The sequence below is a fragment of the Pimelobacter simplex genome (genome assembly GCF_024662235.1).
Classification (GTDB): domain Bacteria; phylum Actinomycetota; class Actinomycetes; order Propionibacteriales; family Nocardioidaceae; genus Nocardioides.
The window spans coordinates 5,623,448-5,642,205 of record NZ_CP096276.1 but is presented as its reverse complement, the minus strand read 5'-3'; the positions used below and the strand labels follow the sequence as shown (position 1 = coordinate 5,642,205).

Sequence of the window (18,758 nt, the reverse complement as noted above, 5' to 3'; positions counted from 1 at the left end):
CGAGGGGATCCGCTCAGCCCCGGGGGCTGTGGATCAGCGCCATCGCCTCGGCGCGGGTCGTCGCGTTGGAGAGCATCAGGCCGCGCACGGCCGAGGTGATGGTCCGGGCGCCGGCCTTGCGCACGCCGCGCATGGTCATGCACAGGTGCTCGGCCTCGATCACGACGATGACGCCGCGGGCGCCGAGGATGTCCATGAGGGAGTCGGCGACCTGGGTGGTGAGCCGCTCCTGGACCTGGGGGCGCTTGGCGTAGAGGTCGACGAGCCGCGCGAGCTTGGACAGCCCGGTGATCTTGCCGGTCTCGGCCGGGATGTAGCCCACGTGGGCGACGCCGGTGAACGGCACCAGGTGGTGCTCGCACATCGACCACAGCTCGATGTCGCGGACCAGGACCATCTCGTCGTGCCCGAGGTCGAAGGTCGTGGTGAGCACGTCCTCGGGGGCCATCCGCAGTCCCGCGGTCAGCTCGGCGTACGCCCGGGCCACGCGGGCCGGCGTCTCGCGCAGACCCTCGCGGTCGGGGTCCTCACCGATCGCGGCGAGGAGCTCCCGTACGGCGGCCTCGGCGCGGTCGTGGTCGAACGCGGGGACGTCCTGCGGCCCGCGATCGGGCACGGTGATCGGATCGGTCACGCGCGGGGCCTCAGGTACCCGGCGTGGGAGCCGGCGGCTGCGGGTCCGTCGGCGGTACGACGGGCGTCCCGCCGTAGACGTCGCCACCGGGTCCCGGCGGGGTCAGCACCTGGCCGCCCTCGCCCTGCTGGTCGAGGGGCTGGCCGTTCTGCTCGGCGCGGCGGCGGATCTCCTCGGGGATCTCCACCGGCGGGATCGTGGACGGCACCCGGGTCGGCGAGCCGGTCCAGGCGGGCCGCTCGGGACGCAGGCGCAGCGCGGTGAAGACCTCGGCGACCTGCTCCTTGTCGAGGGTCTCCTTGTCGAGCAGCGCGAGCACGAGCGCGTCGAGCACGTCGCGGTTCTCGACCAGGATGTCGAACGCCTCCTGGTGAGCGGAGGTGAGGAAGTTCTTGGTCTCCTCGTCGACGATCGCGGCGACGTCCTCGGAGTAGTTGCGCGCGTGGCCGATGTCGCGACCCAGGAACGGCTCGGAGTTGTTCTCGCCGAGCTTGATCGCGCCGAGGCGCTCGGTCATGCCGTACTGGGTGACCATGGCGCGCGCCAGCGAGGTCGCCTTCTCGATGTCGTTGCCGGCACCGGTGGTCGGGTCGTGGAAGATGAGCTCCTCGGCCGCCCGGCCGCCCAGCATGTAGGCGAGCTTGTCGAGCATCTCGCTGCGGGTCTGGGAGTACTTGTCCTCGTCGGGCAGCACCATCGTGTAGCCCAGCGCCCGGCCGCGCGGCAGGATCGTGATCTTGTGGACCGGGTCGGTGCCCGGCAGCGCCGCCGCGACGAGGGCGTGGCCGCCCTCGTGGTAGGCGGTGATCAGCTTCTCCTTCTCCGTCATCAGACGGGTCCGGCGCTGCGGGCCCGCGATCACGCGGTCGATCGCCTCGTCGAGCATCGTCGCGGTGATGACCTTCTGGTTGCTCCGCGCGGTGAGCAGCGCCGCCTCGTTGAGCACGTTGGCCAGGTCGGCACCGGAGAAGCCGGGCGTGCGGCGCGCGGTCGAGAGCAGGTCGACGTCCTCACCGAGCGGCTTGCCGCGCGAGTGGACCTCGAGGATGCGCTTGCGGCCGGCCAGGTCGGGCGCGTCGACCTGGATCTGGCGGTCGAAGCGGCCCGGGCGCAGCAGCGCCGGGTCGAGCACGTCGGGACGGTTGGTCGCGGCGATGAGGATGACGCCGCCGCGCACGTCGAAGCCGTCCATCTCGACGAGGAGCTGGTTGAGGGTCTGCTCGCGCTCGTCGTGACCGCCGCCCATGCCGGCGCCACGGTGGCGGCCGACGGCGTCGATCTCGTCGATGAAGACGATCGCGGGGGCGTTCTCCTTGGCCTGCTCGAACAGGTCGCGCACGCGGGAGGCACCGACACCGACGAACATCTCGACGAAGTCCGAGCCGGAGATCGAGTAGAACGGGACGCCCGCCTCGCCGGCGACGGCGCGCGCGAGCAGGGTCTTGCCGGTACCCGGAGGACCGTAGAGCAGCACGCCCTTGGGGATCTTGGCGCCGACGGCCTGGAACTTGGCGGGCTCCTGGAGGAACTCCTTGATCTCGCCGAGCTCCTCGATCGCCTCGTCGCAGCCCGCGACGTCGGCGAAGGTGGTCTTGGGCATGTCCTTGCTGATCATCTTGGCCTTGGACTTGCCGAACTGCATGACGCCCCGGCCACCGCCCTGGACGTTGTTCATCAAGAAGACGAACAGCAGGATGATGAGCGCGAACGGCAGCAGCGTGATCAACAGCGAGCTGAGGAAGCTCGGCTTGGGGTTCTTGAAGTCGTACTTGGCGAGCTTGCCGGCGGACTCCTGGGCCTCGACCTTGTCGATCAGGCCTTCCTGGGCGCCGTTGACGTAGTACGAGAGCACCTTGTCACCGGAGTCACGGGTGCCCTTCTCGAGCGTCGCCTCGATCGACTGGTCGCCGTCGATGAAGGTGATCTCCTTGACCTTGCCCTGGTCGACGTACTTCGCCATCTGCGACGTGGGGATCTCGTCGTACCCTCCTCCGGGCGCGACGAGCTGGAGAGCGAGGACGACGGCCGCCACCGCCACCAGGATCCAGAGCCAAGGGCCCCTGAGAACTCGCTTCACGTACTTACCCGCTCCCCATTTCCACGATCAGGATCAGACGACGGTACACGGCCGCCGACCCTCCCATTCTGGCCGGTCCATGGTGACCGGCTCCCGGAGCACGCCCGCGGCGGCCCCTGTGCCCAACGGCTGGGGGCCCTCACGGGTTCCCCGGCCGGGTCCTGCTCAGCTGTAGACCGAGGGAGCGAGGGTCCCGATGTCGCGCATGTTGCGGTAGCGCTCGCGGTAGTCGAGGCCGTAGCCGACGACGAACTCGTTGGGGATGTCCCAGCCGACGTAGCGCGCCTCGACCGGCATCTGCAGCGCCTCGGGCTTGCGCAGCAGGGTCGCGATCTCGACGCTGGCCGGGCCGCGCGAGCCCAGGTTCGAGGTCAGCCACGACAGGGTCAGACCGGTGTCGATGATCTCGTCGACGATGAGGACGTGGCGCCCGGTGATGTCGGCGTCGAGGTCCTTGAGGATCCGCACCACGCCCGAGGACTTGGTCCCGGAGCCGTAGGACGACACCGCCATCCAGTCCATCTCGACGTGCTTGTTCAGGGCCCGGGCGAGGTCGGCCATGATCATCACGGCGCCCCGGAGCACGCCCACGATGACGAGGTCCTTGCCCTCGTAGTCGCGCTCGATCTCGGCCGCCATCTCGACCACCCGGGCCTGGATCTGCTCCTCGGTGAAGAGCACCTCGACCAGGTCGTCCGCGACGTCGCTCGCATGCATGAGCGTCAGCCTGCCACAGCCGTCGGGCGGAACCGGAGGTGGGCGCGGTCCCGGTACGCCGTCACGTGTCCCGGCAGCTGCACCTCGCCGCTGATCGCCCCCTGGGCGAGCCGGTGCAGGGCGGTGACGTGGACGTGGAAGAGCTCGGCGTCGAGGGCCCCGGCATCGAGCGCGGCGAGCCGCAGGACGCGGGTGGCGAGGGCCGGCAGCAGGCCGTCGAGGCCGTCGAGCGCGAGGCCCTCGGGCCGGGCTAGACCGGTGTACGCCGTCGCGGCGAGCGCGTCGAGCGCCTCGACGTCCGCCCGGACCTGGTCGGCGGTGCGGGCGAGCGTGGCGGCGATGCCCGGGCCGAGCTCGTCCTCCAGGACCGGCAGCACGCGCTGCCGGACCCGGACCCGCGCGAAGCCGGGATCGCTGTTGTGGGGGTCGTCCCAGAACGCGATGCCCTCGGCCAGGCAGGCCGCGACGGTGTCGGCCCGGGCGACGTCGAGCAGCGGCCGGGCGTAGCGGTCGAAGGAGCGGCGCATGCCGGCGATGCTGCGCGCGCCCGAGCCCCGGGACAGCCCCAGCAGCACGGTCTCGGCCTGGTCGTCGCGGGTGTGCCCGAGGAGGACCACGGCGGCGCCAAAGTGCTCGCGCAGCTGCTCCAGGACGGCGTACCGGGCGCGGCGGGCGGCCGCCTCGAGCCCCAGCCCGGCCGGGTCGACCTGGACCCGGGCGGACGCCGTCTCGTCAGCGCCCAGCTCGGCCATCTGCGCGACCACGTGGGCCGCGTGCTCGGCGGAGCCCTCCTGCAGGCCGTGGTCGACCGTCGCGCCGATCACCCGGTGCCCGGCCTTGCGGCCCTCGAAGACCGCGGCGCTGAGCAGCGCCAGGGAGTCGGCGCCGCCCGAGCAGGCCACCACGACGGTGGCACCCGGCTCCCGGTCGGCGAGCGTGCGGCGTACGCCCTGGCGGACGGCGGCGACCGCGGGGTGGAGGCCCATCAGGCCAGGACGCGCTTGACCCAGCCCTCGGGGTCGCTCAGCTCGGCCTTGCTGGGGAGGTTCTCGGGTCCGGCCCACACGGCGTTGAACTCCTCCATTCCGACCTTGTCGACGACCGCGCGGACGAACTGCGCGCCGTCGCGGTACTGCGCCATCTTGGCCTCCAGCCCCAGCAGCCGGCGCAGCACCCGGTCGAGGGCGCCGACGCCCTGGCGGCGCTGGGTGAACTTCTTGCGGATGGCGCCGACGCTGGGGATCACGGTCGGGCCCACGTCGTCCATCACGACGTCGGCATGGCCCTCGAGCAGCGACATCATCCCGGTCACCCGGTCGATCACCTCGCGCTGCTCGGGCGCGCTGAACATCTCGACGATGCTGCCGCCGTTGCGGCCGGCCTTGATCGCCTCGGAGATCCGCTCGACGCCACCCTCGAGGATGCTGGCCGGCTCGACGGTCTCGCTGATCGCGCGGATCTCGGAGAACAGGTGCTCGCGCATCCACGGCACCGCCGTGAACTGCACCCGGTGGGTCTCCTCGTGCAGGCAGACCCAGAGCCGGAAGTCGTGCGGGTCGACCCCGAGCTCACGCTCGACGTGGACGATATTGGGCGCGACGAGCAGGAGCCGGCCGTACGGCTCGTGGAACGGGTCGAACTGCCCCAGCACCTTGCCCGCCAGGAACCCCAGCAGCCCCCCGACCTCGGCCCCGGTCACCTTGGCCCCGAACCGCTGCCCGAACCCGCTCGGCGGCTTGGTCGTCACGAGCTTCTCGACCATCGGCCGGGTCGCCACCGCGAACGCCTCGGCATTGGCCTGCACCCACCCCGGCCGGTCGACCACGAGGATCGGCGCCGTCCCGTCGGGCGCGTCGAGCCCGGTGAACTCACGGACGAGCCCGGTCGACCGGTTCGCCCCCGCCCGCAGCTCGTCCACGGCCTCGTTCGCCTCGGCGCGGGTGACCTCGGGGCCCTCCCCGGCCAGCCGGGAGCCCAGCGACACGGCGAGGCCCCAGTCGATCATCTGCGGGAGATCGGTCGCGGGTCCGCTCATGGTCGAAGCCTAGGACGTGCGTCCACAGGGACCGCTAGGTTGTCCGGCTGTGACTCGCCTGCTGCGCGTTCTTGTCGTCGTGCGCGGGCTGACGAAAGTCCACCGACTCGATCCTGAGCCGCAGCGAGGCGGAGTGCGTCGCCACGAAGGTCGTCGACGAAGCAGGCCGACGCCCCAGGGTTCCACGTCGCCGTGGCCAAGGCCGTCGACGCCTGCATCGGACCGACCGAGTCGATGGTGCGCGTCCGGCGCGTGGCAGCGGGGGGTCGCCGACACCGACGAGGAGAAGGCGGTGACTGCCGACGACGCCTACTGGTCGCGGATGACCCCTGCCTCGAGCAGGCCTACCCCGAGGACCTGCTCGCTCGGATGAGCCGGCAGGAGGAGGTCCCGGCGAACGCGGAGGCGCGATTCGAGAAGGCCTGGAAGCAGTGCGAGAAGGAGGCCGCGGCCGACTGAGCGTCAGTCAGCAGGCGCACGCCCCCAGCGCCGCGGCGGCGTTGTCCATCGCCACCCGCGCGAGCAGCGACTTGGGCTTCTTGACCCGGTCGGCCATCAGCGCGAAGGCCATCAGGTGCCCGTCGCGGTCGACCGCGATGCCGGCGAGCGAGGTGACGCCGGTGAGCGTGCCGGTCTTGGCGCGGACCCGGCCGCGGCCGGCGTCGGGGCCGAGGTCCATCCGGCTGGCGAGCGAGCCGGTGTAGCCGGCGACCGGGAGGGCGGCGAGGAGGCCGCGCAGCTGGGGGTGGTCCGGGGAGGCGGCGAGCCGCAGCACGTCCACCAGTACGACGGGCGAGAGCCGGTTGGCGCGGGACAGCCCGCTGCCGTCGTGGAGGACCGAGCCGCGCATCGCGATGCCGTTGGCCGAGAGCACCCGGCGGACGGCCTCCTGGCCGGCGGCGAAGGAGCCCTCGCCCTGGTCCGCGACGCCCGCGTGGCGGAGCAGGATCTCGGCGGCGGCGTTGTCGCTGACCTCGATCAGGCGCTGCACGATCTGGGCGACGGTCGCGCTGGTGACCTCGCCGACCGGGGTGGCGGAGGCGGGGGCCTGGGTACGGGTGGTGGCGCCGGTGACGGTGATGCCGCGGGCGGCGAGGGCGTCGCGGAACACGCGGGCGGCCTCGGCGGAGGGGTCCGCGATCGGGCCCTGGCCCGGCAGGGGGCGGCCCTCGTCGACCCACAGGGCGCTGATCGGGTTGATCTCCTCGGGGACGTAGTCCGGCCGCCATGTGGGATGCAGGGCCGGCCCGGAGAACAGGCTGTCGTCGTAGCCGAGCGCGACCTTGCGCACGCCGTCGGCCTTGAGCGCGCGGGCGGTGCGCTGGGCGAGGGTGCGGACGTCGGCGCGCACCGGCTGGTACGTCGCGGCGGCCGTCGCAGGCTCGGGCGCCCGGGCCAGGAAGGGGTCGCCGCCGCCGACGAGCACCAGCCGGGGCGGCGTACCGGCGCCGGAGCGGTCGAGCACCGTCGTCGTCGAGAACACCCGGTCCGGGCCCAGCAGGAACAGGGCGGCGGCCGAGGTGACGATCTTGGTCGTCGAGGCCGGGATCGCGACGGGAGCGCCCTCGGTGAGGCGGTAGGACAGGCCGGTGCCGTCGATCGGGCCGACCGCGGCGATCACGTGCTTGCCGAGGTCGCGGTCGGACAGCGGCGAGAGCGCCTTGCGCAGCTCGGCGCGGTCGAGGGCGGCGGATCCGTCGGCGGGCGGCGCCAGCGCCCCCGGTACGGCGACCGGGGCGGCGTCCACCTCGGGCGGCGGCGCCACGGCCGCGGGGTCGGCAGGCGGGCCGGACGCGTCACCGCGCAGCGCGTGCCACTGCTCCTCGGCCCAGCCGGTCCGCCAGGCCACGCCGCCACCGGCGAGCAGGGCCACGACCACGATCCCGACGAGCACCCGGAGGGTACGCCGGCCACCCGGCTCCCGGTCCGACTTGGCCACGGTTCTCCTCCCCGACTGCGCGTTCGAGGACATTGTGCGTGACAATGTCCCGAACATCGGCGTCGGGAAGGCCAGCGAGCCTGCGCCACACCCCGCGCCAGACCCGATCCGGGCCGACGATTGTGGAGGAAGCCAGTGCTGGAGTTCGACGTCCTCGTGGAGATCCCCAAGGGGAGCCGTAACAAGTACGAGGTCGACCACGAGTCCGGGCGCATGCGCCTCGACCGCTTCCTCTTCACCTCCACGATGTACCCGGCCGACTACGGCTACATCGAGGACACCCTCGGCCAGGACGGCGACCCGCTCGACGCGCTCGTGCTGCTCCAGGAGCCGACCTTCCCGGGCTGCCTCATCAAGTGCCGCGCGATCGGCATGTTCCGGATGACCGACGAGGCCGGCGGCGACGACAAGGTCCTGTGCGTCCCGGCGGGCGACCCGCGCATGGAGCACCTGCGCGACATCAACCACGTGCCGAACTTCGACCGGCTCGAGATCCAGCACTTCTTCGAGGTCTACAAGGACCTCGAGCCCGGCAAGTCCGTCGAGGGCGCCGACTGGGTCGGCCGGACCGAGGCCGAGGCCGAGATCAACGCCTCGTTCGAGCGCTTCAAGACCAGCGGCCACTGACCATGTAACTACGTGTTACGTCGCGAATTCGGGTGCCACAGCACCCGGGTAGCGGATCTAACACGTAGTTACATGTGCTTCGGAGCCAGCAGCACCGACAGCCCTGCGGCGATCGCCGCGGGGCTGTCGTCGTACTCGGGCGGCATGGTGACATAGCTGAGCGCCAGCCGGGCCAGCGTCCGGCTCAGCGCCCGTACGCCGTCCGGGTCGAGCCCGGGCCAGGCCGCCAGCGCGGCGGCCTCGAGCCGCTCGGCCACCCGGACCAGCAGCGGGCCGGCATCCACGGTGACGATCCGGACCAGGTCGTGGTGAGCATCGCCCGCCCGGACCCGCTGGATGAGCGGGTCACCGGCGGCGGTCTCGAGGTAGAGCCGCAGACCGTGCTCCAGGCCCGCACGCGGCGCCCCGGGGTGCTCGGCGAGGGTCTGGGCGATCACGTCGCACAGCGCGTCGGCGAGGTGGACGGTGTAGGCCTGGGCCAGCCCGTAGCGCGAGCCGAACGCGTTGTAGAGCGTCTGCCGGCTCACCCCGGCGTCGCGGGCGACCGCCTCGAGCGTCACGTCGCCCCAGGGGTGCTCCAGCAGGAGCGAGCGCAGCGCCGCGAAGACGGCCGTACGACGCTCCGCGGCGGCGCTCACGTCCGCTTGACCCCGCGGAAGTAGGCGATGGCGCCGCTGCGCTCGATGACGACGTCGGCGATGCCCTCGTCGGCGAACCACACCTCCAGGTCGCTGGCCGAGCAGCCGGGGCCGAGCAGGCCGGCGACCCGGCCGACCTGGCGCAGCGGCTCGAAGCGGAACCCGGTGTCGTTGAGCAGGGCGCTGCCGGTGAGCACGCCGCCGGGACGCAGCACCCGCGCCATCTCGACGACCGCGCGACCGGGGTCGGGGAAGCAGTGCAGCCCGGTGAAGGAGACGACGAGGTCGAACGACGCGTCCTCGAACGGCAGGTCGCCGACGTCGGCCACCCGCGGCACCACCTGGTCGGCGACGCGCCGCTCCTCGGCGACCCGCAGCGTGCGGTCGAGCATGGTCTGCGCGATGTCCGCGGCGACGTACTCGACGCCCTGGCCGGGACGCAGCCCGCGCAGCGCCACCCCGCCGCCGCAGGGGATGTCGAGGATCCGGGCGCCCGCGGGCTGCCGGCCGATCTCGTCGGCCGCGCGGTAGAGCAGGCGCAGGTCGCTGTTGATGCCGACCTTCCACAGCGCACCGCCGGCCCGCGGGTGCTCGACGGTCCAGTCGTAGAACGTCGCCCACAGGGGGTCGTCGGACCACCCGCCGATGCCGGGGACGCGGGTCAGCGCGGAACGGATCATGACTCTCCTCCGATGAGTGCCGGTGCCCGCAGCAGCGCGACCGGTACGGCGAACCCGTCGACGAGCTCGCGGGCGACCGGCCGGATCCGCCGGCACAGGTCGCCGACCTCGCGGGTGATCGCCTTGGACCGCTGGTCGCTGAGCCGGCCGTGCTCGATGAACCACGCGGCGTCCCGCTCGATCTCGCTGAGCGCGTAGAGGTCGCACAGCGCGTTGAGGGTCAGCTTGAGGTCGCCGTCCTCGAGTGCTTCGACCTGCTCGACGAAGGCCTCCAGGACGAGCCGCTCGACGTGCGCGCGGGCCGCGGAGATGACGTGGTCCTGGACCCGGGAGAAGACCTCGCCGGGGTTCATCCCGGCGTCGACACCGCGCTTGAGCCGGCGTGCGGCCCCGCCGATCCGGTGCTCCTCGCGGAACCGGAACATCGCCAGGTGGTAGCTCGGGTCGCGCAGCCCGCTGTCGGTGTGCCAGTCGTCGCTGCCGCCCGGCAGGACGTCGCGGATCTGCTCGAACAGCTTGTGGACCCGGGTCCGCTCGAGCACCGTGTCGACCGCGAGACCGGCGACGAACTTGACCATGCCGAGCTGGTCGAGGTCCGAGAAGTCGCTGGCGTAGTCGGTGAGCAGGCCCTTGCCGACGAGCTGGAGCAGCACGTGGTTGTCGCCCTCGAACGTCGTGAAGACGTCGGTGTCGGCCTTGAGTGCGGCGAACCGGTTGACCGCGAGGTAGCCCGCTCCCCCGCACGCCTCGCGGCACTCCTGAACGACATCGGTGGCCAGCCAGGTCGACAGCGCCTTGGTGCCGGCGGCACGCGACTCGAGCAGCCGACGGGACTCCTCGTCGGGGGTGATCCCGGAGAAGACGTCGTGCAGGCGCGAGGCCAGCACCTGCTGGGCGAAGTGGAGGGCGTACGTGCGCGCGACCCGGGGCAGCAGGCGGCGCTGGTGCAGGCCGTAGTCGAGGAGCAGCTGCTCCTCGCCCTCGTCGCCGGTGCCGGTCTCGAACTGGCGGCGCTGGAGGGCGTAGCGGACCGCGATGGTCAGCGCGACCTTGGCCGCGCTCACGCCCGCGGCGCCGACCGAGACCCGGCCCTGCACGAGGGTGCCGAGCATCGTGAAGAACCGGCGTCCCGGGCTCTCGATGTCGCTGACGTACTCGCCGGCCTCGGTGACGTCGGCGAAGCGGTTGAGCAGCGCCTCGCGCGGCACCCGGACACCGTCGAACCAGATCCGGCCGTTGTCGACGCCGTTGAGGCCCATCTTGGCGCCGTCGTCCCCGATCCGGACGCCGGGCAGCGTCGCGCCCGCCTCGTCGCGCAGCGGGACGACGAGCGCGTGGACGCCGTGCCGCTCGCCGGCCACCTCGAGCTGGGCGAAGACCACCGCGACCCGCGCATGGGCGGCGGCATTGCCGATGTAGTCCTTGCCCGCCTGCTCGGTGGGCGTGGTGACGACGAACTCGGCGGTCGCGGGGTCGTAGGACGCGACCGTGCCGAGCGCCTGGACGTTGCTGCCGTGGCCGGTCTCGGTCATCGCGAAGCAGCCGAGCAGCCGGCCGCTGACCACGTCGGCCAGGTAGGCGTCGTGGTGGCGCTGGGTGCCGAGCTGGAGCAGCGCGCCGCCGAAGAGGCCGAACTGGACCCCGACCTTGACCAGGACCGACAGGTCGCCGTACGCGAGGGTCTCGAAGGCGGCGATCGAGGCGCCGATGTCGCCCCCGCCGCCGTACTCCGGGGGGAAGCCGCGGGCCGCGGCGCCGGACTCGGCGATTTCGAGCACGACCTCCTTGACCCGCTCGCGGAACTCCGCGCGCGGCATCGTCTCGGCGTCCTCCAGCACGGAGGCGTACGCCGGCAGCAGGTCGCGCACGGAGCGCCGGACGTCGGCGTACGCGCCGTCGAGCAGGTCGGTCAGGGCGGCGACGTCGACGGTCAGCGCCCGGGGCTCGGTCGCGGTGGAGTCCTCGGCCATGCGCCGAACCTAGTGGACGATCAAGGCCGGGCGTAGAAGTCGGGCGTGCGCCAGTAGTACATCGACTCCTCGGTCACCGGGCGTCCGGTGCGCGGGGCGTGGATGATCTTGCCGTTCCCGGCGTACAGCGCGACGTGGAAGATCGACGACGGGCTGCCGTTGTCGCCCCAGAAGACGAGGTCGCCGGGGCGCAGGTCGCCGGGGCTGATCGGCGTGGACTGCTGGTACTGCGCGACGGAGTAGTGCGGCAGGCTCTTGCCGCCGGCGGCCCACGCCTGCGAGGTCAGGCCGGAGCAGTCCCAGCTGTTGGGGCCGGCCGCGCCCCAGACGTAGCGCTCGCCGAGCTGGGCGCGGGCGAAGGCGATGGCGGCCTGGGCGCCGTTGCCCGGAGCGGGCGGGGCAGGGTCCGGGTCCGGCTTCGGATCGGCGGGCTTCGGATCGGCGGGCTTCGGGTCCGCCGGCTTGGGGTCGGCGGGCTTCGGGTCGGCCGCAGCCGGGCCGGGCGTCGGCTGGGCGGCCGCGGCGGCGCGGGCCTGCTCCCGCTCGGCCTCCAGCGCGTCCTGGCGGGTCCGGGCGAGCCGGACGCTGATCCCCTGGAGCCGGGCGAGCTTGCGCACCAGCCGGGCCTTGCGGTCCTCGATCCGCGCGCTCTGCGCGGCAGCGGACGCGGCCGCGGCATCGGCGGTGTCCCGCGCCTCCTTGGCCTCGCGCAGGGCACGGTCGGCGTCCTCCGCGGTGTCCGCGGCGGCGGCCTCGGCCTCGTCGGCGGTGTCGGCCGCGGCGACGTACTCGTCGCGGCGCTGGTCGAACCGGGCCTGGACGTAGTCGGTCGCCGCCGAGCGCTCCAGGAGCGACTCCATGCCGTCGGCGGAGATGAACGCGTCGACCGCGTTGACCTCGAGCCCGGCGTTGGTCGCGATGATCACCGCGTCGCGGTACTGCCCCTCCTGGACGACGAGCTCACGGTCGGCCTCGACCGACGCGGTCGCCGCCTCCCGGGCCGCGATCCGGGCCTGCTGCGCGGTCCACCGAGCGCCATTCCACGCCTCGGCCGCCCGCGCCGCCCGGACCGCCGCGGCGTCGAGCGAGGCGTTGGCGGCATCGAGCTGCTCCTGGATCCGCCCGACCGCCCCCTGAGCGGCCGTGGCCCGCCCCTCGGCGGCCTGGACCTCCCCCACGGACGGCGTCGCCGGCGACGTCGGGTCGGTGCCCGGATCGGCCTGCGCGGACGGGAGACAGATCCCCACGGTCAGCACGAGGGCGAGGGCTCCGGTCCCGAGGCTTGGTGAACGCACTCGCGTCACCGTAGTGCTCTTTCGTCACATTGGAAACAAAAATCTCAGAAATCTCACGAGTCACCGGCGTGTCGCCTTGACGAACTACACCGTTGTAATTTGTGCCGGACGGCCGCGGCCAGGTCCGGCATGCTCTCCTCCATGCGGATCGACGTCATGGCCACCTCACCCACCTATGGCGGCGCCGGGACCATCGAGCTCGTCGGCGACTTCCTCGTCGCCGGCCTTCCCGCGGCCGGGTCCGCGGTGCGCACGGTCGACGTCTCCGTCCTGCTGAGAGCCGCGCCCGAGGCGCCCCGTGACACCGCGGACGACGACACCGACCCCGACGCCCTCGCGGCGCTCCAGGCCGGGCTCGACGGCCACGGGATCTGGCCGGGCCACCCCCAGTGGGGGGACTCGCACGAGGTCGAGCGCCAGAAGGGCCCGCAGCTCGTCTTCCGCCGGAAGGCGGGGACGGTCCGGATCCGGATCGTCAGCGAGCTGTCGGAGCTCGACGTCTTCGGCCCCGGCGGGCGACCCGAGGTCTTCGCCGCGGCGGCCCACGAGATCGTCACCGCGCTCGCCGGCCTCGACCGGCGGGTCAAGCCGGACGACGACATCGACTGGCCGCGCGTGCGGGCCCACCTCACCGCCCGCCTCGGTGACCTGCCCCCATCCGCCGAGGCACTCGCCGCCGCGGAGACCGACCTCCGAGCGCAGCAGCACGCGCGGTGGCTGGCGATGTCGCCCTGGGAGCGGCTCGACGTCGACTGGACGCGCTACACACCCTCGGCGCGCGCCCTGCTCGACGACCCGTTCTTCTGGGATCCCGCGGACGACGAGGCGCCGCACGGCAACGACGAGGGCGCCGACCTGCTCGCCGACTACCTCGCCCGACGACCGGACGACCCGATGGCGTTCCTCGCCGCCCAGGCGCGGGAGTGCGGGTACGACACCCTCGACGAGGCGGCGGCGGACGACGAGTACCTCCACGACGCGCTGGTGCTCGGCGCCGCGTTCGCCGAGATCAAGGTGACCGGGCAGCTCACCGCGGCGCTGCGCGACCTTGCGCTCGACGTGCTGGCCCGCCGCGGCGGGCCCGAGCCGACTGAGGTCGACAGCCTGCTCGGCACGGCGCTGCGCGCCGCCCCGGCGGCCCCGTAGCGGCCGAAACGCGCCCGGCCGTTGCGGCTCAGTCCGCGTCGACCGGGACCTTCGAGGTCGTCGTGGTCGGATGCGAGTGCAGATGTCGGTCGAACTTCTGCCCGCTGGCGATCCCACCGATGTAGAACGACACCACCGCGATCGCGACGCCCGCCAGGTCGTCGGCGACGTAGTGCCAGCCGAAGTAGAGCGTGGCCACGACGGTCAGCCCGAAGTTGACCCAGAAGATGATCTTGAGGAGCTTCGAGCGCAGCGTGTACTGCACCATCAGCGCGAACAGCAGCGTGATGGCGGTGTGCAGGCTGGCGAAGCCGGCGATGGAGTTCACCGACTCGGTGACCCCGCCGTACAAGACGTTGCCTCTGGCTCTGACGATCGAGTTCATCAGGTCGGTCGTGCCGGTGTGGGCGAGGCCGCCGACGCCGTAGTACTCCGAGGAGTAGGCGATGCCGGGGCCGAGGGTCGGGAGCAGGTAGTACGACAGCGTGCCGAGGGACCAGGCGAGGCACTGGGAGGTGACGAACCAGTAGCCGAAGGACATGTTGCGCGACCAGACGAGCCAGGCGGTGACGGCGAGCGGCACCAGCGGCAGGAACATCAGGTAGATCGGCGAGAGGATCTCGGCGGTGAAGGTCTTGCCGAGGAGGCCGTGGAGCACGTCGCTGGGGTCGTGGCCGAAGAAGATGACCTTGTCCATGATGTGCAGCTCGCGGTCGTACGACAGCGCCTTGACCTCGCCGGGGGCGGCGTTCGGGTCGGAGCGGACGAACGGCAGGAACGACTTGAGGTTCCGGTAGCTGACGTAGGTCAGGTAGAACGCGATCACGCCGATGCCGACGAGGGTGGCGCGCTCCTTGGTCCAGTGGGTGCGCAGCCGGTGCTTGACGATCGGGATCACCCGGCTCGGCCGGGCGCGTGCCTTCCACAGGGTCAGCGGCAGCAGGTCGAGCAGGAGCGCGCCGAGGAGCAGCAGGGGAAGCCGGATGTACGAGGGTCCGAGGAAGCTGCCCTCCGGGTCGAGCAGCCGCCGGTCGAGGCTGATCGCCGCGAACACCGCGAGGCCCAGCATGAGCGCGGCCGTGCCGATGAGGAGGGTGTAGGCGCGGCGATACACCCGACGGAGTCTAGGAGACCGGGGAAGCGGGTACCGCGGCGAGGCCGCCCGGGTCGAGCCGGAGTGTCGCCTTCTGGCCGGGTTCCGGGGCCCACCCCTGGACGCCGGCGGCGTCGAGCTCGCCGATCCCGGCGACCGCGACCACCAGCCGCGCCCCGTCGGGCGTGAGCCGTACCGAGCGCACCTCGGCCGGTACGCCGTCCGCCGCGGGGCCGGCCAGCACCGCCGTCGGCCGTACGGCGACCGCGGGCGCCGCCGGCCGTCCGGTGAGCCGCAGCAGCTCGGCCGCCGCAGCCCCCTCGAGCACCCGTGAGTAGCCCAGGAAGAGCGCCGTCCCGGCGTCCGCCGGCGCGGACCAGACCGCGGCGGTCGCGCCCTCCTGGACGATCCGGCCGGCGCGCATCACGGCGAGCCGGTCAGCGACGGCGAAGGCCTCGGCCTGGTCGTGGGTGACCAGGAGGGCGGTCGTACCGGCCTCCGTGAGGATCCGGCGCAGGTCGGCGGCGAGCCGGACCCGCAGGCTCGCGTCGAGGGCGCTGAGCGGCTCGTCGAGCAGCAGCAGGCGGGGGCGGCCGGCCAGGGAGCGGGCCAGCGCGACCCGCTGGCGCTCGCCGCCGGAGAGGGTGCGGGGCAGCCGGGCGCCGTAGCCCTCCAGGCCGACGAGGGCGAGCAGCTCGTCCACGGCGGTCCGTACGGCGGCGCGCGACTCCCCCTGGAGGCGCAGCGCGTAGCCGACATTGCGGCCGACGGTGAGGTGGTCGAAGAGCTGGCCGTCCTGGAACATCAGCGCGAACCCGCGGCGGTGGGTGGGCGTCGTCCCGAGGTCGGTGCCGTCCCAGGCGATCCGGCCGGCGCGCAGCGGCTCCAGGCCGGCCACGGCGCGCAGCAGGGTGGACTTGCCGCAGCCCGAGGGACCGAGCACGGCGAGCACGTCGCCGTCGGCCACGTCGAGGTCGACGCCGTCGACCGCGACGGTCCCGTCGAAGGCGACCTCGATGCCCTTGAGATCCAGCATCACCAGGCTCCTGTTCCCGGCACGCGCAGCCGTTCGACGACGAGGATGACACCGGCGGTCACGGCGGCGAGCACCACCGAGGCCGCCATCGCGGTGCCGTAGTTGAGCGCGCCCGGGTGCCCGAGCAGGCGGTAGATCACGACCGGGAGCGTCGGCTCCGCGGGCCGCACGATGAACGACGTCGCGCCGAACTCCCCCAGCGACACGGCGAACGCGAAGCCCGCCGCGGCGAGCACCGGGCGCCACACCACGGCGAGGTCGACGGTCAGCAGGGCGCGGAGCGGACCGGCGCCGAGCGAGGCGGCGGCCTGGCGCTGCCGGTCGTCGATGCCCGCGAGGACCGGGACGAGCGTGCGGACCACGAGCGGGAGCGCCACCAGGGCCTGGGCGATGGGGACGAGGACCGGGCTGGCCCGCAGGTCCAGCGGCGGCTGGTCGAGGGCGATGAGGAAGCCGAAGCCCAGCGTCACCGCGGAGACGCCGAGGGGCAGCATGAAGAAGCCGTCGAGCACGGTGCGGGCGCGGCGGCCGGCCCGGCTGCGGGTACGACGGGTGACGACGAACGCGACGATCAGCCCGAGCGTGAGCGACATCCAGGTGGCGTCGACCGCGATCCGCAGCGAGGCCAGCAGCGCGTCGACGACCGACACCTGGAGGAAGCCCTCGCCTGAGCCGCCGAGCGCGCGGTAGAAGTCGAGGCTCCAGCCGCCCTCGCGCCGTACCGAGCCCAGGACGAGGGCGAGGATCGGCAGCGCCACGAACCCCAGCGTCAGCGCGGTCGCCCCGATCGCCGGCAGGTCGCGCCGCTGCGGTCGCGCGGCCGGCGCGAGGACGCGTCGCACCGTCGGGTCCGGCACGGCGCGCAGCCGGCCCACGACGACCAGCAGCGCCACCACGGCGACCATCTGCACGAGCGAGAGCGCCGCGGCCGCGGGCAGGTCGAGCAGGTCGGCGGTGAGCAGGTAGATCTCGGTCTCCACGGACGAGTAGCGCACCCCGCCGAGCACGAGGACGACGCCGAAAGCCGTCGCGCAGAACAGGAACACCACGCTCGCCGCGGACACGATCGCCGGGCGCAGCGCGGGGAAGGTCACCGTCCGGAAGACCTGGGCGGGCGTCGCGCCGAGCGCCGCCGCGGCCTCGGACGGCCGCCGGTCGAGGCCCTCCCAGGCGACGCCGACGGTGCGGATGACCACCGCGACGTTGAAGAACACCAGGCCGACGAGGATCGCCACGGGCGTCCCGTCGAGGCCCAGGAAGCCCAGGGGTCCCGACGACGTGATGAGCTGGCGGACCGCCAGCCCCACCACGACCGTGGGCAGCACGAAGGGCACCAGCAGCGCCGTGCGGACCAGGCCGCGGCCCGGGAACCGCAGCCGGTGCAGGACGTACGCCGCCGGCAGGCCCAGCAGCACCGCCGCCACCGTCGCGACCGTGCTGGTCCACACCGTGAACCACAGCACCCGCCCGGTGCGCGGGCGCGCCAGCACGTCGAGCACCGCACCCGGGTCGAAGTGCCCGTCGGGCCACACCCCGCGCTGGAGCATCGCGCCGACCGGCAGCACGAAGAAGACCGCGACGACCGCGACCGGGACCGCGGCGAGCGCGACGTACGCCGCTCGCCCCGCGATCCGGCCGGAGCCGCCGGACGCGGTCATCGCGACACGATCTCGGTCCACTTCTCGAGCCAGCTCTTGCGCTCCGCCGTGATCCGCGCGGGGTCGACCTGCGCGGGGTCCTCGGCCCGGGGGGCGAACTGCGACCAGGCCGCGGGGAGCGGGGTCTCGCTCGCGACCGGGAAGACGTACATCGAGTCGGGCAGCGCCGCCTGGACCTCGGGCGAGACCAGCCAGTCGATCACCGCGTGGGCGCCGGAGACGTTGGTCGTGCCCTTGTCGTTGCGCAGCACGCCGGCGTACTCGACCTGGCGGAAACAGTCGCCGAGCAAGGCGCTGGTCGACGTCTTGGTGCCCGCCTTGTTGAGCGTGAAGGCCGGCGAGGAGTCGTAGGACACCACGATCGGCCGGTCGCCGCCGGAGAACGTGAAGTCGGTGAAGTAGGCGTCCGACCAGCCCTTGACGACCTTGGCACCGTTGTTCATCAGCGCGGTCCAGTACGCCGGCCACCCGTCGCCGTACTGGTCGATGGTGGCGAGCAGGAACGCCAGCCCCGGCGAGCTCGTGCTCGCCCCCGGGATGACGAACAGGTCCTTGTAGGCGGGCTTGGTGAGGTCGTCGAGGCTCGTCGGCTTCGGGACGCCCTGGGCGGCGAACCACGCGTCGTCCACGTTGACGCAGACGCTGCCGGTGTCGACCGGCGTCAGCGCCCCGGCGTCGTCCCCGGCCAGCGCGTACTGCTTCGCGCCCTCGGGCAGCGTCGCGCGGTAGGGCGCGAAGACGCCCTCGTCGACCGCCCGCGTCGCGAACGTGTTGTCGATGCCGAAGACGACGTCGCCGACCGGGTCGTCCTTGGTGAGGACGAGCTGGTTGGTCAGGGCACCGGCGTCCTCGAGCTTGCTGATCTTGAGGTCGTAGCCGGTGTCCTTCTCGAACTTCGCCACGAGCTCGTCGGGCAGCGCGAACGACTCGTGGGTGACGAGCGTGACGACCTTGTCGTCGGCGCGCGCGCCGTCGTCCTCGGCGCCGAGCATCGAGCAACCGCTGACGAGGACGACCGTGGTGGTGAGGGCCGTGAGGCCGGTGAGCAGGCGCGTACGCACTGGATGACTCCCTTCGCCGGTGCTAACCGGATCAGGTTCGGAGGGTCTGCGGCGGTCCGCACTCTCAGCACCCCGTGGTGCTCCCCTGTCTGACCGCGCCAGTCTAGCGAGCCCGCGGGCGGCCGCTGCGCGGGGGATTGGACAACGCGGTC

General features: G+C 72.8%; 16 protein-coding genes and 1 riboswitch. Of the genes, 2 read left to right on the top strand and 14 right to left on the bottom strand.

Annotated features, from left to right (window positions below; genetic code table 11):
* Positions 1 to 13: 13 nt before the first annotated feature.
* From folE to dacB, 6 genes are all read right to left on the bottom strand, one after another.
* Positions 14 to 634, bottom strand: coding sequence for a GTP cyclohydrolase I FolE (gene folE, locus M0M48_RS27660; RefSeq protein WP_215813663.1), 621 nt, complete (start codon positions 632 to 634; stop codon positions 14 to 16).
* 10 nt (positions 635 to 644) lie between these two features.
* Positions 645 to 2,711, bottom strand: coding sequence for an ATP-dependent zinc metalloprotease FtsH (gene ftsH, locus M0M48_RS27655; protein ID WP_257753600.1), 2,067 nt, complete (start codon positions 2,709 to 2,711; stop codon positions 645 to 647).
* Between the two features lie 165 nt (positions 2,712 to 2,876).
* Entirely contained in the window at positions 2,877 to 3,428 is a 552-nt protein-coding gene (gene hpt, locus M0M48_RS27650) for a hypoxanthine phosphoribosyltransferase (protein ID WP_215813665.1), read from the bottom strand.
* Positions 3,429 to 3,433: 5 nt separating this feature from the next.
* Positions 3,434 to 4,414: a tRNA lysidine(34) synthetase TilS gene (gene tilS, locus M0M48_RS27645; protein ID WP_257753599.1), complete on the bottom strand. Its 981-nt coding sequence runs from the start codon at positions 4,412 to 4,414 to the stop codon at positions 3,434 to 3,436.
* Complete coding sequence (locus tag M0M48_RS27640; RefSeq protein ID WP_257753598.1) at positions 4,414 to 5,463, bottom strand: zinc-dependent metalloprotease; 1,050 nt, start codon at positions 5,461 to 5,463, stop codon at positions 4,414 to 4,416. Before M0M48_RS27640 ends, tilS begins: the two co-directional genes overlap by 1 nt.
* A gap of 466 nt (positions 5,464 to 5,929) precedes the next feature.
* Complete coding sequence (gene dacB, locus M0M48_RS27635; protein WP_257753596.1) at positions 5,930 to 7,402, bottom strand: D-alanyl-D-alanine carboxypeptidase/D-alanyl-D-alanine endopeptidase; 1,473 nt, start codon at positions 7,400 to 7,402, stop codon at positions 5,930 to 5,932.
* A gap of 138 nt (positions 7,403 to 7,540) precedes the next feature.
* Here dacB and M0M48_RS27630 point away from each other — a divergent pair, with 138 nt between their 5' ends.
* Entirely contained in the window at positions 7,541 to 8,029 is a 489-nt protein-coding gene (locus M0M48_RS27630; RefSeq protein WP_215813921.1) for an inorganic diphosphatase, read from the top strand.
* Positions 8,030 to 8,097: 68 nt separating this feature from the next.
* Here M0M48_RS27630 and M0M48_RS27625 read toward each other — a convergent pair whose 3' ends face one another.
* The 4 genes from M0M48_RS27625 to M0M48_RS27610 are packed head-to-tail and all read right to left on the bottom strand — an operon-like array spanning position 8,098 to position 12,612.
* Entirely contained in the window at positions 8,098 to 8,667 is a 570-nt protein-coding gene (locus M0M48_RS27625) for a TetR/AcrR family transcriptional regulator (protein WP_257753595.1), read from the bottom strand.
* The gene (locus M0M48_RS27620; RefSeq protein WP_257753594.1) at positions 8,664 to 9,347 is read right to left on the bottom strand and encodes a class I SAM-dependent methyltransferase; all 684 of its coding nucleotides are present in this window, start codon (positions 9,345 to 9,347) and stop codon (positions 8,664 to 8,666) included. The genes M0M48_RS27625 and M0M48_RS27620 overlap by 4 nt, the downstream gene beginning before the upstream one ends.
* Entirely contained in the window at positions 9,344 to 11,317 is a 1,974-nt protein-coding gene (locus M0M48_RS27615; RefSeq protein WP_257753593.1) for an acyl-CoA dehydrogenase family protein, read from the bottom strand. Before M0M48_RS27615 ends, M0M48_RS27620 begins: the two co-directional genes overlap by 4 nt.
* Before the next feature lie 20 nt (positions 11,318 to 11,337).
* Positions 11,338 to 12,612 (bottom strand): C40 family peptidase, encoded by a 1,275-nt coding sequence (locus M0M48_RS27610; protein WP_257753592.1) that lies wholly within the window; start codon positions 12,610 to 12,612, stop codon positions 11,338 to 11,340.
* A gap of 141 nt (positions 12,613 to 12,753) precedes the next feature.
* Between M0M48_RS27610 and M0M48_RS27605 the strand changes: the two genes are divergently transcribed.
* Positions 12,754 to 13,758, top strand: coding sequence for a hypothetical protein (locus M0M48_RS27605; protein ID WP_257753591.1), 1,005 nt, complete (start codon positions 12,754 to 12,756; stop codon positions 13,756 to 13,758).
* A gap of 28 nt (positions 13,759 to 13,786) precedes the next feature.
* Here M0M48_RS27605 and M0M48_RS27600 read toward each other — a convergent pair whose 3' ends face one another.
* From M0M48_RS27600 to M0M48_RS27585, 4 genes are all read right to left on the bottom strand, one after another.
* Positions 13,787 to 14,872, bottom strand: coding sequence for a phosphatase PAP2 family protein (locus M0M48_RS27600; protein ID WP_257753590.1), 1,086 nt, complete (start codon positions 14,870 to 14,872; stop codon positions 13,787 to 13,789).
* Positions 14,873 to 14,882: 10 nt separating this feature from the next.
* Positions 14,883 to 15,887, bottom strand: a complete 1,005-nt coding sequence (locus M0M48_RS27595) for an ABC transporter ATP-binding protein (RefSeq protein ID WP_257753589.1) — start codon at positions 15,885 to 15,887, stop codon at positions 14,883 to 14,885.
* Entirely contained in the window at positions 15,887 to 17,545 is a 1,659-nt protein-coding gene (locus M0M48_RS27590) for an ABC transporter permease (RefSeq protein WP_257753588.1), read from the bottom strand. The genes M0M48_RS27595 and M0M48_RS27590 overlap by 1 nt, the downstream gene beginning before the upstream one ends.
* On the bottom strand, positions 17,542 to 18,606 hold the full coding sequence (locus tag M0M48_RS27585; protein WP_257753587.1) for a thiamine ABC transporter substrate-binding protein: 1,065 nt from the start codon (positions 18,604 to 18,606) through the stop codon (positions 17,542 to 17,544). Before M0M48_RS27585 ends, M0M48_RS27590 begins: the two co-directional genes overlap by 4 nt.
* A riboswitch (TPP riboswitch) is annotated at positions 18,598 to 18,703 on the bottom strand. Its footprint overlaps the gene before it by 9 nt.
* Between the last annotated feature and the right edge of the window lie 55 nt (positions 18,704 to 18,758).